The sequence below is a fragment of the Sporosarcina saromensis genome (genome assembly GCF_033253735.1).
GTDB lineage: Bacteria > Bacillota > Bacilli > Bacillales_A > Planococcaceae > Sporosarcina > Sporosarcina saromensis.
The window spans coordinates 68576-85273 of sequence record NZ_JAUBDI010000005.1 but is presented as its reverse complement, the minus strand read 5'-3'; the positions used below and the strand labels follow the sequence as shown (position 1 = coordinate 85273).

Below are 16698 nucleotides of genomic sequence, written 5' to 3'. Positions count from 1 at the left end.
TCCAATCATCCATCCATATGATTGGGTTTTTATTTAAAAAAGAAACTTTTCAGATAGTTAGTGCGTATATATTGATATGTAGGTGATAGAGGTTGCATTTGTACTGCATTAAGTAAACTGGGGAGAGTGGATTAATTGAAAAAGAACATCTTGTTTGTGTTCCTTTTTCTCATCTTAGGTATAGCGGTTATAGGGGGAGCGACGTATTTCATTAACAATGGAAAGTTTGAGAAGAACAGCCATGTTACCTTGCCAAAGGAACATTTTGAAACAGGTGACGCGATGTATGTGGGCTATGAATTTTCGTGGAAAGGAAGCGGTTATCCGACATTGCAGCAAGTGGAATTTATCAAAAAGGATGGCAAGTCGTTAACGCAAGAAGATGCCTTTCTAATCGTCGCTTTCATTGATGAGACAACTGATGGGAATGCGATTGGCTCTGCTAATGAAGAGACGGTTAACGAAAGTGGTTTGAAGGAGCGGTTAGTGCCAATTAACAATTACAAACTAACCAGTGATACATTCCGAATGGTGTTGCAGGTACATTACGATGGAGATCGTGCAACAGATGACATTTCGGATATGAAGATTACGTATAAGAAGTTCGGGGTAACGAAAACTGAAACGATTCCGTTTGGAGGGATCTTACATGAACAGGAGTAGGTTGAGGGTTATGTGGGTAAGGTAGTCCTTGCAATGATTGCTCTTAGCGGAAGAGCAACGTCTAAAAGGAGCAAAAGGAATACATCAAAAATGAAAAGCGATGAACGGGTCTAGGCAATTGTCATAGGTCCGTTCTTTTTTTGCTGGAGAAAACGATATCCTATTTCAAATAGGGATTTTTATAGTGCTTGTCTATAGTTTTTCCAATTAAGTATTGAGATAAAAGGTTATTTGACAGATAATTAAAAGAATAAGTGAAGGGGGTGAGCGGATGTTAGTGAAAAGTGAGATGGATTTGTATAAAGCGAATAAGTTGCTGGAAATTAATAAGATTCTGACGCAGTCTTTGCGACTCGAAGAAATCTTACATAGTGTGATACAGGCGGCTAGTGAATTAGTCGATGTGGCGGATGTCATTATTATCTATTTATATGATGAGGACACAAAAACACTCCGTTTTGCAAAAGGTGAAGGGGTTGCCGTTGAATCAATGCGCCATGTTGCATTTGCTGAAGGTGAGTCGATTACGGGAAAAGTCTTTGTCCAGCGACAGCCAAAGTTGTTCACATCCCGTGATGAGATTAATGACTATATGAAGAATATGTCTGCGTTAAATGTTAGGTACTATTTTGAAGGCGTTCAACAAAGAACGGTTAGAAGTTCGTTTTGTGTGCCGATTCTCTACGAGAAGAGATGCTTAGGTGTGGTCGCTGTCAATAATTATCGAGAAGACAGTATTTTTACAGCAGAAGATATGAAGGTGATTGAGGTCGTAGCCGGGCAGAGCGCGATTGCAATTGAGAATGCAAGGGTACATGAGCATTTGCAACAGCAAAACGCGTTATTGGAAAAATCGATTTCCATTCATCATACGTTCTATCAGCTTGTTATTGAAGGGCGGGGAATAGATGCAATCCTTTCATTACTGAAAAGGAGAATCGGGGTTGCCGTGCGTTACTTTAGCTACCTTGATAGAACTTCTGAGGCTCATTTATTTCCGATTCGAAGGGGAGTGGATACATTAGGTTTTCTTTCCTTGCCGAAACCTTTTGAGCAGTACAGTGAAATGGACAAAATTACAATTGAACAGGCAAGTTTGTCGATTGCATTGGAACTGATTAAGGAAAACGCATTGTACGAAAAAGAGATTTATTTTAGAGAGCAAGTGTTTAATCGTTTACTGGAAGGGTTATCTGGAAGGGAATTGGAGGCAGCATTACAGTATGTGAATTGGCGATCAGATACGCTCGTACAATGTATTGTAATTGAAGGAAACGAAAAACCCTTGTGGCAAGTGGAAGAATTAATTGGAAAAGAAAAGTTTGTGAAATCTGTAGAGAAAAAGCTTCGTTCAGAGCGCGTGCATCCGTTAATTTTTGCACGAGCCTTTCAACTGATTATACTTGTCCCGACCATTTCTCGTTCTACGGTACAAGAGTTATACGAAAGCATTCGGCAGATGGGGGCAGGGAGTTCTGATATTAGTGTAGGAATTGGTAGAGAAACACCGATTCAGGAGTTATCAGTGTCCTACAAGGAGGCCATGCGATCTGTCGGTTACGCAAAAAAATATAATGTACCCATTGTGGAATATTCAATGCTCGGTATTGAGCGGTTATTGTATGAAGTCGACCAGGAATTATTAGAGCGTTTCATGAATGATAAGTTGGGCCAACTAAAAAGGGCAGATGCAACGTTAATCGATACGCTAAACGTATTCATCCAGTCAAATAGTAGTCAGAAACGGACTGCAAATGCATTACATGTGCATCCAAATACACTTTACTATCGGTTGCGAAAAGCGGAAGAGATACTAGGCATTGATTTTTCCAATGGAGAAGACTGGATTGACTTTGTGATTGCCTTTAAAATTTTTATGGAGCTCAATGAAAAATAATAGGAAATTTTGTGATGGGTCACATATAACTACTTCTTAATTTAATTTATCGTAATAGATAGATACTTTGAGAAGGGGTGCAACGATGAGTACAACTTATAACAATTACATTAATGGTGAATGGGTTTCATCGAACACGAACGAAACATACGCAAGCTTGAATCCAGCAAATCAAGAGGTGTTAGGCTATTTCCAAAAGTCGAATGAAATCGATGTCGAACGCGCAATACAAGCGGCAGAAGATGCATTTCCTAGTTGGGCGAATACTGCTGTACCAACTCGTGGAGACGTGTTGTTCAAGCTCATTCAGTTGTTGGAAGCGCAGCAAGAAGAGTTGGCTACGATTATTACAAAAGAAGTCGGGAAGTCATTCAGGGAAGCAAATGGAGAAGTACGAAAAACGATTGAAGCGATGAAACAATTTAGCGGAGAAGCAACTCGCATGACAGGAGAAACGGTTCCGTCGCATGATGCGGACATTTTTGCCTATACAATCCGTGAACCACTTGGTGTAGTTGCTGTGATTGCTCCGTACAATTTCCCGCTTGGAATCGGCATTTGGAAGATTGCGCCTGCAATAGTCGCGGGGAATACGGTGATTTTCAAACCTGCAAGTAACACATCGTTAATCAGTGTCAAGATTATGGAACTGTTTGAGCAAGCAGGAGTTCCTGCGGGTGTCATTAATATGGTGACAGGCCCAGGCGGAGTCATCGGAAATGCAATCGGTAGTCATGAAAAGATCAAAGCCGTATCGTTTACGGGGTCTACACAAGTAGGACTCGCTCTTGGGAAGGCCGTGAGTGAACGTGGTGCGAAAATGCAAGCGGAAATGGGCGGTAAGAACGCATCGATTGTGCTTGAAGATGCAGATTTGGATGAAACAGTGGAAAACTTGATTATCAGTGGATTTTTAGACAACGGACAACGTTGCACAGGTACAAGTCGTCTAATCGTACTCCGATCCATTGCGGAAAATTTGACGAAAAAACTCGTTGCAAGGACTCAGCAGTTAAAAATTGGTGATGGTTTTAATGAAAGCGTTGACAACGGGCCTGTCGTCGATGATGGACAACTGAAAACGTATTTACACTATGTGAAATCGGCCATTGACGAGGGGGCAATTCTCGAATGTGGTGGCGAACAATTGATGGAAAATGGACTGGACGCAGGCTATTTCGTTGCTCCGACGTTGTTTAGTGGTGTGACGCGCGACATGACGATTTTTAAAGAGGAGATCTTTGGCCCGGTCATGGCAATGAGTGTTGTCGATACGTATGAAGAAGCATTGGAACTAGCGAATGATAGTGAATTTGGTTTGTCATCGACGATTTATACAAATGATTTAAAGAAAGCATTTCACTTCATTCGCCATATTGAATCGGGCGTAACTCATGTAAACATCCCGTCCAACTATTTTGAGAATCAGTATCCTTTTGGTGGCAAGAAAGCTTCCAGTATTGGGCCACGTGAGCAAGGGTCGACGACATTGGATTTTTGGACGGACTATAAAACCGTTTATATTAGACCTTGATCAGCAAGTGGTTTATCAGTAAGAAATGTCTGGAGGGAATCTTTTGACCAAAATAGGTGTTATTGGATGCGGTCTGATGGGATTTGGGATTGCTACGAATTTAATCTGCAAAGGATTTGAAGTGACGGTATATGATACGAATCCTGAAGCAGTTGCAAGGGTTGTGGAGAAAGGTGGAAGTGGAGCTGTTTCAGTTCCAGAACTCGCCAAGTCGAGTGACGTCGTCATATTGTCTTTACCGACGACGGATTTAGTGGAACGCGTCCTGTTGGATGAGGAGGATGGAGCGTTACACATTATGAAGCCTGGATCGGCGATATTGGATATGAGCACGAATGATGTTGCGAGGACACGGAGAATCGAAGGATTAGCAAGTTCTGTTGGCATTTCGTATTTTGATTGTCCGGTAAGTGGTGGACCTGATGGTGCAAGTTCAGGGACACTCACGATCATGGTCGGTGGACCTGAAAATGCGTTTCAACAAGTTTCTTCTGTGCTTCAAGCAATGGGAGAGCATGTTGAATATATGGGTTCAAGTGGAGCAGGGCAGATTGTGAAGTTGTGTAATAATATGGTCGTAGGCGGCATCATTTCGTTGTTAGGGGAAGCCTTGCTAACTGGAGAAAGGGCAGGTATTTCAAAAGAAAAGTTAAGAGAGCTCTTTCAAAAAGGGTCTGCTCAGTCACGAGTAATGGATGTGTTTGGTCCTGCTATGATTCACGAAACCTATGACGTAGTGATGTTTTCTCTTGACAACATGTTAAAAGATCTTACGTTGTATCAGAGTTTGGCTAGCAATGTTGGTGTACCTACAACAATTAGTGATGCACCACTGGAGTTGTTTAAACGAGCAAATGCAGTAGGAAGTGGATCACGTGATTCCACTGCGGTAGCGGAATTGCTTGAGCGTGAGGCAGTAACTTGATGGATTGCAAAGAGGAGTGGGAATAAAAAGAGGGGGGAGATTTGCATGGTTGGAAATGAGAATTCACTAGCTGGTATCTGGAAGGACTGGCGGTTACATGCGATTGTGCTGGGGATTGTGGTAATTACTGAATTGATTGGTACATTTAAAATTCCAGTTGGGCCAGGCGTGATTTTATTACTACCGATGTTATATGCACTTGTGATTGGTTTGGTGCTTTATTTCACACCAGTGGTTAAAGAGAAGCAGTCAAAAAATGCCGAACCGATTATTGTTTTAGGAGTATCACTATTATTAGCGAAAATTGGGGTTATTATTGGGCCGTCTTTACCTGAAGTCATTGCAGCAGGTCCAGCATTGCTCTTGCAGGAACTCGGAAATTTAGGAACGATTTTAATCGCATTACCAGTTGCGGTATGGCTTGGACTTAAACGTGAAGCAATCGGTATGACGCATTCCATCGGCCGTGAGCCGAACGTGGGGTTAATTATGGACAAATTCGGCATTAACTCTCCTGAGGGACGGGGTGTGATGGCGATGTACATTTTTGGAACCGTGTTTGGTGCTGTGTTCCTTGGGCTTATTTCTGGATTACTCGCAACATTGACGCCACTGAGCCCATTATCGTTTGCAATGGCATCAGGTGTCGGAAGTGGAAGTATGATGGCTGCCGCGAGTGGTTCGCTCATTGCTGCATTTCCAGAGCTTGAATCGCAAATTGTCGCATTTTCGGGTGCGAGTAATTTGCTTTCACTGTCAACAGGTTTGTGGGTAAGTATCTTCATTGGACTTCCATTAACAGAGAAAATTTATGCGCGAATGACGCCTAATAAGGAGGGGTACTAATGCTGAAAAACATACAAGAGTGGGTATTGTTGCTTGGAATCTTTGGTATCACCGCCCTTATTGGAAACTTGGCAGGGTATGATATTCTGCCAATTAAAGCTGTTCCTGGCATGATTACACTTGTTGTTATTTGTTTGGCCGGTTTTATTCTAAAAGAGCTGATTCCCGTGAATTTCCCTAGTATCGCGTATATCTCGATTATCGGTGTCATCGTTTCCATGCCTTGGTTTCCTGGCTCTGAAAAGGTTGTACAGTGGACATCAGAAGTTCAGCTTCTTGCACTAGCGACTCCGATCCTCGCCTATGCAGGCATTGCGATTGGGCGTTCTTGGACAGATTTCGTGAAACTCGGTTGGAAAACAATCGTTGTTGCGACGCTTGTCATGCTGGGAACATTTCTTGGATCCGCTGTTATTGCGGAGATTATTTTACGATTCCAAGGGATTATTTAAGAGTTTTATAGAACGTTTTGAAGAACGGATGATAGAAAAGACTGCTTTGTTGAAACCAATCTTTACTTGTCAAAGTTGAGTTGAATACAATCACTATAATTCTCTTCGACTTTAAAATTGTAGTATGGAGTTTTGCTTTTATTAATAATTTTTCCTTACTAAATGACCTTCACATAAGCGCATGCAAAAAATCCAGGTTCCTCCCAAACGGAGCTACCTGGATTTTTGTATGTCTTGACTCTTTGAATTTTTCTTTCTATAATCCCGCCAATAGATTCGCCCAACAAACACGGTAAGCGCGATAATGGAGAAATAGAGATAGGCTTGCCATGTCGTCGCTAGCTGAAAGAGGTCCCAAAATGTCGTGTTTTGGATGAACACATCATACGGATTTGCATTGCGAAACGTGATGGGTACTGCGTCACCGGAGTTGTACTGATGGTACGTATTGCGTGTTACGTCTTTAATGACTTGAACAGATTGCCCTGCATCGTCTTGAAAGGAAAGGGTCAGTTCATACGAAGAATCTTCGTGTTTTCTGTATGTGACATATGAATCCCGATCGAGGACGAGCGCTTCGTTTTGGGTTTTGCCGAATGGTAGGAGCTTCATGAGCAGATTCCATAGTGGATGAATGAGGAACAGCAGAAAGAATGCAATGATGCCGCCTACAATGCCCCAGCCACTACCTTTTTTCTTGCGATTTAACTTCTTCCAACGTTTGCGTTCTCGTTTCTTTTGCTTGTTTGATAGCGTCTTTTGTTTTGATTGCTTCCATGGAATGGTGAGGATTAGCGCGACCCAGCAACAGAAGGCCAATAAACCGAGAATCAAGATACCGGCCAAGTAAAAGATGCTGTCGAAAATGAAATCTCGCAGTGTGGAAAAATCAGATGGGCGCAGTGAATAGCCTGAAACTTCATCACCCACTTGGAAGTCTTTTATTTGCTGGTTGGAAATTCGATTCAAGTAAGGAGCCTCTTCTCCATTTGGCAATTCCACACGAACATAATAGGAAGGGGGACCATATAAGCCTTTTGCGCCTGCTTTCTCGATCGTCTTTACGGTTACGGGCTCTGCTTTCAATAGGTTGTATTCTTCTATGTACGCGGACACTAGTGCGATTGTGAAAAGGGTGAAGAGTACCGTTATGATCGCCATTCCTGCAAGTTCTTTCAGCTTTTCCACGTGTTTTCCTCCTTTAAAACGCACGGTTTTGATTCATGCAATGTATGCGTGAATTGTCTGTCTATTATGTTCCATTGTACCTTGTATGGTGATGAATAAAAAATAGCCAGCTCTCTCTAGCTGACTTCTGGACAAATCCTGTCTGAAGTAGCAAAGCGAGCTGGCTTTCGATAGCATCGTTTATGGAGCAAAGAAATTAATTGTCGTAATAATGATTGGGGCGCTAAAAATAACGTCCATTAGAAACGCGCCGACAATCGGTACGACGAGAAATGCTGTACGGGAAGGTCCGAATTTATTCACAGTAGCGCCCATATTGGCCATCGCGTTTGGCGTCGCACCGAGGCCGTGGCCGAGGAAACCAGCAATCATCACCGCGGCATCATAGTCTTTGCCGAGTGCACGGAACATGACGAATACCGCGAAAACAACGATGAATGCCACTTGAATGATGATGATACCGACGAGTGGGAGTGCAAGACCTGCGACTTCCCAAAGTTTGATGCTCATGAGTGCCATGGATAAGAAAATGGCGAGTGAAACATCTCCGATTAAATTAATTTCCTTCATATTGACGGTACCTGGAAGGAAGCGGTCGACGATGTTTCGAACAAGAACCGCGACGAACATGGCTCCGATGTACGCAGGCAATACAAAGCCAGTCGCTTCTGTGAAGACATCACCAATCAACGTGCCACCAGCCATCGACAACGTAATCATTGCGACTTGCACCATGAATGAATGCTGGCCGATCGGCTTTTCGTCTTGCTCGACATACTCTTCTACGTTGCCTTCTTTTGGTTTTAAATTGTACTTGCCAATTAAGTGACGGGAAATCGGACCACCAGAAAGGCTCCCGCAAATGAGTCCGAGCGTAGCAGCCGCCATCCCGATCGTCACAGCAGAAGAAATGCCGAGTTCTTCAATCGTTTGGCCGTACGCTGCAGCACCTCCGTGTCCACCACTCATGGACACAGCGCCACTCATGACGCCGAGTAATGGGTCAATATGAAAGACTTTAGCGAGTGAGACGCCGATCACATTTTGCATGAAAACGGTTACGCCGCACAGTAACAAATAGATGACGAGCAGTTTTCCACCGAGTTTGATCAGCTTGAAACTCGCGCCTAGTCCGACCGTCGTGAAAAAAGCAATCATGAACAAGGACTGTAACGACGTGTCCAAGGAAATTTCCACGATGCCTGTGGATTGTAAAACGAGCGCCAAAATAGCAAATAAAAGACCGCCGACAACGGGTGCAGGAATCAGAAATCGATCTAAAATCCCAATTCGATGAACGAGTGCCGTACCGAGCAAGTAGACTGCTGCGGCTAAAAATAACGTTGTAATTTGGTTAATTTCAATCATGCATATTCACCTTTCCTTTAAATAGAGAGCGACCTCTATTCTTATCTGCACGGCTATTAGGTTGTACATAGATCCAGTACTGTCAACGAAGCCGTATGAAAAGAACGTTCCTATGTATCGGTAATAGGAAGCTGTTAAAACGCATCTAAGTTGTCTTGAGTCTAAGTTCAAACAGAAATGGGAAAGACATGCGCATTCAATAACAACAGTATATACCTTAACAGATTTTCACCCAAAACGTGAGAAATTTGTCGAAAATAAAGATGAAGCACTAGTTTTTGTGGAGGGAAAGGGGAGTGGGGCTAAAGAGGGAGAAAAACGGTGCCTGTCCCTGGAACGATTTAGAATGATTCGAATCGTTCCGAGAAGGCTTTTCCGATACCGACCAATGAGGCGTGGTGGATTGCGGGGAGTAGTGCATAAGATGGATGAAAACGGTGCCAGTCCCCAAAACAATTTGAAATGATTTGAATTGAAAAATAGTACGCTTTTTTGAATGGAGTAAAAAGTAGTGTGCGCGTTGCGGTTGCAAGGTTTTTCAAGTTTTAAGTGTCAAAGATGTAGCTGGAGTTTTATGGGGATGTGGAAATGTGTGGCGGTTGTGGAGATGCAAAGTGCTACAAAAAAGAGAGGATGGGACGATTTTTCGTCCACATCCTCGCTTGTGCATTCAAGTAGTTTCTGTAATAACAGGGTATGTTAACGGACAGGTGTAGTTAAAACGCTGTCAAGGGCTAGCCGTAGGGACTTTAAGAAACGAACATCAGCAGTGAACTCCAATGCACTCCATTTCTTTACGTGTTCGGGATGGAGCCCAACGACAAGCATTGTAAAACCTAGAAGCTGCATAATATGAACAAGTTTTTGGAAGCCGTTCAATCCACCTTGTTCAATCTCCCCGACAGCGGTGAAGTCGATGATGACGGTATCAGCATCGGATTTATATGCCCGGTTAGAAACGGTAGCGGCAATATTTTCAGACTTTTGTTCATCGAGAGGGCCGAAAATTGGAATGAGGCCAACTGTTTGAGTCAGTTCAATGAAAGGAGAAGAAAGTCTAATGTTTTCTTGTAACAATTCCTCTGCTGATTCCTTCGCTTGCAACAATTCAAAGTTGGTTTCTGTCAGTCGATGACGTAGCCTCCCCAATTGCTCACTCACTTTCCGAACCGCTTCGTCCTTTGGAACGATAATAACTTCACCAATTGTCTCATCCGTCCAAGAAACATACAGATCCGCAAGTTGGATGTCGCTTGTTTTTGTAAGTAAGTTAATCTCGAGCGCTTTAATCGTCTGGAATTGTTCGAGATGCTCTGCGAGTTTAGACCGGCTTTCCGATTCAATGATGTCCAATAAGCTTGTCCCAATCGTCAACGTGTTAAGGGCAGCTTGATTCATTTGCACGATCTCTAAGTGTTGATTAATGGCGTACATCGGTAATGGAAAAGCGGAATTAGGAAATGACATTTTCAGTAACGGCTCCTTTACCTGTGTGCTGTAGCCACGCATGAAGATCCCGTAAGCTTTGTAGGACGACGACTTGTCCAGGAGCCGCTACATCTTCAAACTTTGCGTGTGGCGACATCCGACCGCCAATTAAAATAGTAGGCTTGTGTGCAACACTCGCAAGCACCTCAACGGATTTACGAAGCATTGGCAAGCGATATGAAAGTGCGGCTGACATGGCGACAACGTCAGGTTGCCACGCATTGACCGCCGTTTCTGCGTGGCGAAGCGGCAAGTTCGGCCCTAAATAACGAAGTTTCCAGCCGAACTCCTGAAAGACAGACGTCGCCATCTTCAACCCAATGTAATGTTCTTCGCCTTCCACTCCGAATAGCATCACTTTTCGATTGCTGGCCGCATCCATCGCTGCCGATTTAAATTCAACATATGAAATAATATAATCACAGATTGCAGTTGCCAAGTGTTCATCCGCAACTGTAATTTCGTTTCGTTCCCATAGCTTGCCGATATGAATCATTGCAGGGGTAATCAAGTCTTCGTAAAGCGACAGTCGATCGTTGTTCGCTAAAACTGTATGGATGAAGGAGAGGGCATTTTGCTCATCTCCGTTTAGAAATTTATGCGCGAGTTGGATGGCATGTTCCGTCATTCAATTCCTCCTCAAACGTCTAGTTGCCGTAGAATTGTAAGGGCTTCGGCTAGGTAATGCAAATAAGCTGTTTCCCGATCGCTGTCCAATTTGCCAGGAAGAACGTGTTGTAGTCGTTGAAAGTTATCGACAATTATAGCCCTGCTTACATTTCTGCTCGTCAACACTTCGTCCAACCATTTCGTATAATCAATGAAAAATTGAGCGTCATTCATTTGAAAAGCGATTTCCAAATGGTCGAGGTGATGATAATTGTCCTCCGCTGTGCGTTTACGCCCGTTCTCACCGAATTTCTCAACGAGCCAAGGATATGCTTCATAAATCTGGTGGACGATTTCCTCAACAACTTGGTTTTTCGAGTCTATATTCATCAGGTAGACACCACCTTGTATTGAGAAACTTTCGGAATGATCGATGCGAGCTCTTGGTCAGGGTATTTCTTCTCCAGTTCATGGATTTCCTTGAATTCTTCGCTGCGTACCCATTGTAAATAGTGCTCCCTCGTCTGCCACTCCATATGGACAACGAGCTCACCGGCCCGCTTTTGATTTTGCAGCAATTGAAAAGAGAGAAACCCCTCCGCCCGATCCACCCGCTTCGAACGATTGTTATAAATGCGAATCACTTCGTCAGCCTTCTCAGGTGGAACCTGAAAAGTGGAATTAACGATATACATGGCAAGCTCCTTTAAGTATCTACTAAAAATACAAGATTCGATAGATTCAGTGTACCATAGTAATGGAAGAAAGTGGCGGAGAGGACTAAAGGTATGAAAATGTGGGACTGTCCCCGGAACAATTTGGAATGGTTTGAATTGTGTTGGTAGAAGTTACTCGGCTATACGAATGGAGAAAGGTGTGTTGTAGGAAGTAGTGCAAAAGGAACATAAAAACGGTGCCAGTCCCCAAAACAATTATGAATAAACTAAAATGTTTAGATGCCAATCCTCCGTTAAGGCCCTCCAAATTACGAAAGAAGCATGAAGGGAGTTTTGCCTTCATGCTTTCTAAGGTGTTTATTCGTGTCTAGCGATTTTGGGGAAGATAAGATTTTCTAAGTACGAGTTAATTTCTATCGGCTGTTAAAAGAGTTGCAGTTGATCAGCTGTACTTGATTGGTCTGCTTCTCGTATGTAGCCTAATTGTTTATAGCCTTTCATACGTTTATGGGACATGTTGAGCAGCACGGGGACTTTCCGATCAATGTAGTCGTACACCCGTACTTCCTGTTTTTCGTCATGTTGGCGGTGGAGCCGTCCAACGTATTGCGTAAGCATTTCCGATGATGCGAAGGGCATTGTGAGAAACAGAGCGCTGAGTCTTGCACAGTCAAAACCTTCTCCGATGTATTTCCCTGTCGCGATTATGACGAGTTCCTCTTGTGCCGGCAGCTCGTTGATCGTTTGCAATGTTTCTGTCTGTTTCTTCTTCAAAAGGTTTCCTGAAAGCACGACAACGTTCTTTGCAAATCCTTTAAACATATTTGCCAAAGTTTCTACATGACTCACCCGTTCCGTCAAAATTAAAGGCGTGAATCCGTCTTCCAAAGCGAGCAGCACATCGTTGAAAATGAGTTGATTGCGTCTTTCATTATCAGCTAACTCATTGTAAATCGAAGGCAGCGTAGAAGAAGTTGTTTGATAGGAGGTGAAACGCTCTTTTAACACATGATGGAACGGACGGATGAGTGCTTGCGTTTTGGCATGTGTTTTATAGACAATTGGGCCGCATTGCATGTGGATGATCGGATGCAACCCATCTTTCCGGGAAGGGGTGGCCGTTAATCCGTACACATATTTTGCGCGTACCATCTTCAACAATTGCTCATTCGTATAGGCTGACACATGATGGCATTCGTCGATGATTACTTGTCCGTATTGTGTAATGAGTGGGCTTATGCCATTAGCTGTTAACGTTTGGACGGTTGCGACATCAAGCTTGCCAGTGCCCGTCTGCTTACCGCCACCAATTTGACCAATTGCCTTTTTGGGAATGCTTAAAAAAGTGGCTAACTGTTCGATCCACTGGCTTTGTAGCTGTTTTCGGTTCACGATGATGAGTGTGTTGACCTTCCGCTCCGCAATTAACGCTGCAGCTGTTACAGTTTTCCCGAAACCGGTCGTTGCCGCCAGAACGCCACATTCATTTTTCATGAATTGATCCATAGCATCTTGTTGTTGCATTGTTAATTGGCCCATAAACTCTGTCTCAAAGAGCGTACCTGCATACCTTTCATCTTGCCAAACGATCGAATAATCCGTCGAAGCAATCCAATCACGAATTGCCCTTTCTGTCCCTCGAGGAAGAATAAGGTGCTTTTCTGTTACATCAAAACATTCAATTCGTGCAGAAAGGTGTTGTGTGGACAACCGTTTTGCTTTCGCTTTATGGTATTCTGGATTGCCAAAAGTCGCCAAGGATTTTAATTGGTTCAGCATTGCTTCGGATAAGTGGTCTAATGCAAAATGGATGCCATTCTTTCTGACAGCCGTAATGGTAACGGGTTGTTCATTCACAAAGAGTTCAGGCGCAGGTGCACCAAGTACATATAAAGCATTTCGTACTAGGTTATTATCGATTTTAATGACTGAGCATAAATAAGCCCATTGATTGTCTATCGAATCAAATGTAGAGGTGACAAATTCGCTGTTTCCCTGTATGCGTGCATGCTGTTGCAATGGGAGTGCAATTAAGTTCCCTAACCCTTCTGAGGCGGATAAATGGTCTTGACTGGGAAAAAAACGGTCGTACGAGGAAAGTGATGTTGAAGTGCGAGTCTGCGTCTTTTTCAATAACGCATTCCCGAGTTTGCGAGCAAGAACAGCTGGAAGCGCTTCGGCAAAAAACATCCATACGTGCGCGCCATTGCCGGAGCGTGATTTTTCAATATAGCATGGAAGGAACACTTCATTGCAAATAGCCACAAATGCCGAAACATCCTTTTGCCAATCCCCTTTATCAAAATCCACGACGAAAAAGCGGCATGTATCCCCTGACAGCATGGGATATATGCCAATGACATGTTCTCCTCGCAGATGATCGTAAATGACTTGATTCGTTAAAGGAACATATTTCCCATTCGACACGACAGGTGAGTAGCCTACTTTGCCGTCACTCGACGCCCATCTTCTAGCAAAGACATCCGTTCTTCCGATGAATAGCTCCTTAAACAAACGGATTTTTTCAGCCGGTTCGGATGCATTCGTCACGATTTCTTCAGGCGGTCGCAATTGAACTGTTGGCAATAAATGATGAATCATTTGCTTCAAATATGCATTTTCAAGAACTACTTTTTCATAGTCGTCAGAGAGTTGAGTATCGTTTTTCGTTGTATCCATGGAATCACCTCATAAGTAGGGGAAGTCAAATGTATTGGAATAAAGCACAAATAGACGCTTGTATACTAGTCGTTTTGTAATTTACTTGTATTTTCATATATTTTTGATTGCTTGTCAAAGGTGTTCGACTCTATACGACAAATAGTCATTCATCACTAACCATACCTAAAAAAATGCAGCACTCCCCAGTCGGGCGCATTGTAAGAGCAAAGCAATTTTTTGTCATCGCGTCACAGTCTATTGCACATATATAAGTAAGACCCGCAATCATCTCAAAAACAAAGGAGGAGAGAGAATGGTACAAACAATGAAAGCTTTTGTAAGAACAAGTGCAACCGCTCAAACTGTTGAAATGATGGAAGTGGTGAAACTAGTTTTCACGGATGAAGAAGTTCTCGTTCAAGTGAAGGCATTCGGAGTAGGTATTCATGATCGGTATTTCATCCCGCAAACTGTCCATTTTCCTTATGTAATCGGTTCAGAGGGTGCTGGAACAATTGTTGAAGTGGGAAATGCTGTGACAGGTTTGGCAGTGGGGGACAATGTCATGATGAGTACGAGTATGTTAGAAAAAGGGGGAAGTTTAGCGGAGTATGTAGCGGTACCACGGCGCAATTTGGTTAAGATGAGCGCAAATCTTCATTTTGCTGCTTTTCCGGTAGCCGGTAAAACGGCGATCGAGTGCATGAAAGCGTTGAATTTGAAAATTGATTTACAACTGAATTCAAACTATTGTCGATAATTCAGGGGAGTTAAGTACTATATTCGTCTGATTGAAGAGAAAAATTATGGTGAAGAGATTTAGGATTGGGTATAAAGAATTACATTCGTGAATTGTTTGGGGGACAGGCACCCAAACGATTTTGAACATAGAGAATTGTTTTGGGGACAGGCACCCAAACAATTTCAAACATACTGAAATTGGATGGGTGCTTTGCTCATTTTCCTAGTGGTTGTTTATTGTTTTGGGAATTCGTTTGCGATGGTTCCAACGATTGTGCCGAGGGTTTGGCCTTTAAAGGCGTCCGGGATTGATTCGCCTGTTGGGTTGGCGTAGTAGTATGCGTTTGTTGACTCGTCATAGGTGAAACCCATGCTTGCTAACTTTGCAATTAGCGATGCTGGAAGTTCAGTTGAGCCGGTTAGGGCCGTATAGTAGTCAGTCGGTGCGACGTACACTTCAACATCGTCCAGGCTGGAACGGAGGATGATTAAATCCTGATCGCTTTTTAAAATCCATTGACCCTTTGAATAGATTGCGACTTGAGCGTGTTCCAAATTTGCGATACCGTCCAAGTTTACCCCATATATTTGATTGATTAAAACACGGTATTCAGGTCCAGAAAGCTTGTACCCAAACATTTTGCTGTAGCGGTCCATCACGTGATTTTTTTTCATCGCCATAATGTCTTGATCACGTGAAATGTCGTCTCTTTCTAATCCCAAGTCAAGACGAAGGATTTCCATGACCGCAGCATCATACGAAGATACCGTCGTGCCAATTCCTTGTTTTGAAATGAAATCCAAGTCGATGTTGAAAATTAATTCAACAGCTTTCCGCACCTCATTCCCCTTCACTTTCTTTCCTTGAGATGAAAGATACCGATTCATCACTTCTGCTTTGTTCATACTAGCAATCTCGTCATCTTTCACAGTAGAATGCTTGTCCACGCCAAGGCTGACACGTAAAACTTTCATCACCTTGTACGTGTATTTAGTTGTTTGTTCTACTTGTTGTTCTTCTTTTACACTCGCAGCTTGAGCGGCAAGTGGTTGGATACTACTGAAAAGTAAGCCTGCTGTCAACACGAAAGAAGAGATAAGCTTCGTTACACGAAATGGTTTTTTCAATTGAATTCCTCCTATTCAAATCGTCTTTGATAGTATAGCACTTTAGATGTTAAAAGTAATAAATATTATTGATTTTATGGTGGTAAGTACCTAAATATTTGTCCTATTTATCTCTAGCTCATCATTTGAAGATGAAGTATATACCATGAATTTGAACCGCATAGTCAGTTAGGAAGGATTGTACGATTGCATACATATACTCGGTCAGATTACGAAGAAGGTATTTAATATAGAGGTGCCATGCTTGATATATTGTCAAACTAAAAGCAATCTAGCCCACGCGTCATCTATGCGTATAAAGGACTTCATTTTATTCGCAAAAAATGATAAAGAACGTAACTACCGGAAAATTGGCGAAATCAAAGCATTAGCAATGATTGATTTATATTAAACTTGAAAGTTGGCTCTTTCACGGACTTAGAATAGATTGCTTCAATAATACCTGTTCCTAACGGTTTCCGTTCATTCTCATAAATACCAGTAGGCTTACTGCCAAGGCGATTAAAGATGCATTGGCAGTA

General features: G+C 42.8%; 15 protein-coding genes. 7 read left to right on the top strand and 8 right to left on the bottom strand.

Translation table 11 applies throughout. The annotated features are described in order from the left end of the window. The first annotated feature begins 135 nt into the window (after window positions 1-135). The 6 genes from QT711_RS07640 to QT711_RS07615 all read left to right on the top strand — a co-directional run bounded on the left by QT711_RS07640 (window position 136) and on the right by QT711_RS07615 (window position 6317). Window positions 136-663 carry a hypothetical protein gene (locus QT711_RS07640; protein ID WP_317943143.1) on the top strand — a complete coding sequence of 176 codons (528 nt, stop codon included), beginning with the start codon at window positions 136-138 and terminating at the stop codon, window positions 661-663. Between the two features lie 271 nt (window positions 664-934). Next, window positions 935-2560, top strand: a complete 1626-nt coding sequence (locus QT711_RS07635; protein ID WP_317943141.1) for a helix-turn-helix domain-containing protein — start codon at window positions 935-937, stop codon at window positions 2558-2560. A gap of 85 nt (window positions 2561-2645) precedes the next feature. Further along, window positions 2646-4094 carry an aldehyde dehydrogenase family protein gene (locus tag QT711_RS07630; RefSeq protein WP_317943139.1) on the top strand — a complete coding sequence of 483 codons (1449 nt, stop codon included), beginning with the start codon at window positions 2646-2648 and terminating at the stop codon, window positions 4092-4094. 43 nt (window positions 4095-4137) lie between these two features. Beyond that, window positions 4138-5019, top strand: a complete 882-nt coding sequence (locus tag QT711_RS07625) for an NAD(P)-dependent oxidoreductase (RefSeq protein ID WP_317943137.1) — start codon at window positions 4138-4140, stop codon at window positions 5017-5019. A gap of 45 nt (window positions 5020-5064) precedes the next feature. Further along, complete coding sequence (locus QT711_RS07620; protein WP_317943136.1) at window positions 5065-5865, top strand: DUF3100 domain-containing protein; 801 nt, start codon at window positions 5065-5067, stop codon at window positions 5863-5865. Beyond that, entirely contained in the window at window positions 5865-6317 is a 453-nt protein-coding gene (locus tag QT711_RS07615) for a hypothetical protein (protein WP_317943135.1), read from the top strand. Before QT711_RS07620 ends, QT711_RS07615 begins: the two co-directional genes overlap by 1 nt. A gap of 213 nt (window positions 6318-6530) precedes the next feature. On the opposite strand, the gene QT711_RS07610 is transcribed toward QT711_RS07615, so the two are convergent. The 7 genes from QT711_RS07610 to QT711_RS07580 form a co-directional block, all read right to left on the bottom strand. Next, complete coding sequence (locus tag QT711_RS07610) at window positions 6531-7505, bottom strand: hypothetical protein (protein ID WP_317943133.1); 975 nt, start codon at window positions 7503-7505, stop codon at window positions 6531-6533. A gap of 180 nt (window positions 7506-7685) precedes the next feature. Further along, window positions 7686-8873: a sodium/glutamate symporter gene (gene gltS, locus QT711_RS07605; protein ID WP_317943132.1), complete on the bottom strand. Its 1188-nt coding sequence runs from the start codon at window positions 8871-8873 to the stop codon at window positions 7686-7688. 699 nt (window positions 8874-9572) lie between these two features. Continuing rightward, window positions 9573-10340 (bottom strand): STAS domain-containing protein, encoded by a 768-nt coding sequence (locus QT711_RS07600; RefSeq protein WP_317943130.1) that lies wholly within the window; start codon window positions 10338-10340, stop codon window positions 9573-9575. After that, a complete protein-coding gene (locus QT711_RS07595; RefSeq protein ID WP_317943128.1) occupies window positions 10327-10989 on the bottom strand; it encodes a cobalamin B12-binding domain-containing protein in 663 nt (220 codons plus the stop codon). The genes QT711_RS07600 and QT711_RS07595 overlap by 14 nt, the downstream gene beginning before the upstream one ends. Before the next feature lie 11 nt (window positions 10990-11000). Next, window positions 11001-11360, bottom strand: coding sequence for a hypothetical protein (locus QT711_RS07590; protein ID WP_317943126.1), 360 nt, complete (start codon window positions 11358-11360; stop codon window positions 11001-11003). After that, a complete protein-coding gene (locus QT711_RS07585) occupies window positions 11360-11665 on the bottom strand; it encodes an antibiotic biosynthesis monooxygenase family protein (protein WP_317943124.1) in 306 nt (101 codons plus the stop codon). Before QT711_RS07585 ends, QT711_RS07590 begins: the two co-directional genes overlap by 1 nt. A 405-nt stretch (window positions 11666-12070) precedes the next feature. Further along, complete coding sequence (locus tag QT711_RS07580) at window positions 12071-14326, bottom strand: TOTE conflict system archaeo-eukaryotic primase domain-containing protein (RefSeq protein WP_317943123.1); 2256 nt, start codon at window positions 14324-14326, stop codon at window positions 12071-12073. 295 nt (window positions 14327-14621) lie between these two features. Here QT711_RS07580 and QT711_RS07575 point away from each other — a divergent pair, with 295 nt between their 5' ends. Next, window positions 14622-15068, top strand: a complete 447-nt coding sequence (locus QT711_RS07575; protein WP_317943122.1) for an alcohol dehydrogenase catalytic domain-containing protein — start codon at window positions 14622-14624, stop codon at window positions 15066-15068. A gap of 215 nt (window positions 15069-15283) precedes the next feature. Here QT711_RS07575 and QT711_RS07570 read toward each other — a convergent pair whose 3' ends face one another. Next, window positions 15284-16177 (bottom strand): hypothetical protein, encoded by an 894-nt coding sequence (locus QT711_RS07570; protein WP_317943120.1) that lies wholly within the window; start codon window positions 16175-16177, stop codon window positions 15284-15286. Window positions 16178-16698 lie beyond the last annotated feature (521 nt).

Coding starts and splice junctions, on each gene's coding strand:
- QT711_RS07635 (WP_317943141.1), top strand. CDS start 935: ATGTTAGTGAAAAGTGAGATGGATTTGTATAAAGCGAATAAGTTGCTG.
- QT711_RS07630 (WP_317943139.1), top strand. CDS start 2,646: ATGAGTACAACTTATAACAATTACATTAATGGTGAATGGGTTTCATCG.
- QT711_RS07620 (WP_317943136.1), top strand. CDS start 5,065: ATGGTTGGAAATGAGAATTCACTAGCTGGTATCTGGAAGGACTGGCGG.
- QT711_RS07615 (WP_317943135.1), top strand. CDS start 5,865: ATGCTGAAAAACATACAAGAGTGGGTATTGTTGCTTGGAATCTTTGGT.
- gltS (WP_317943132.1), bottom strand. CDS start 8,873: ATGATTGAAATTAACCAAATTACAACGTTATTTTTAGCCGCAGCAGTC.
- QT711_RS07600 (WP_317943130.1), bottom strand. CDS start 10,340: ATGTCATTTCCTAATTCCGCTTTTCCATTACCGATGTACGCCATTAAT.
- QT711_RS07595 (WP_317943128.1), bottom strand. CDS start 10,989: ATGACGGAACATGCCATCCAACTCGCGCATAAATTTCTAAACGGAGAT.
- QT711_RS07590 (WP_317943126.1), bottom strand. CDS start 11,360: ATGAATATAGACTCGAAAAACCAAGTTGTTGAGGAAATCGTCCACCAG.
- QT711_RS07585 (WP_317943124.1), bottom strand. CDS start 11,665: ATGTATATCGTTAATTCCACTTTTCAGGTTCCACCTGAGAAGGCTGAC.
- QT711_RS07580 (WP_317943123.1), bottom strand. CDS start 14,326: ATGGATACAACGAAAAACGATACTCAACTCTCTGACGACTATGAAAAA.
- QT711_RS07575 (WP_317943122.1), top strand. CDS start 14,622: ATGGTACAAACAATGAAAGCTTTTGTAAGAACAAGTGCAACCGCTCAA.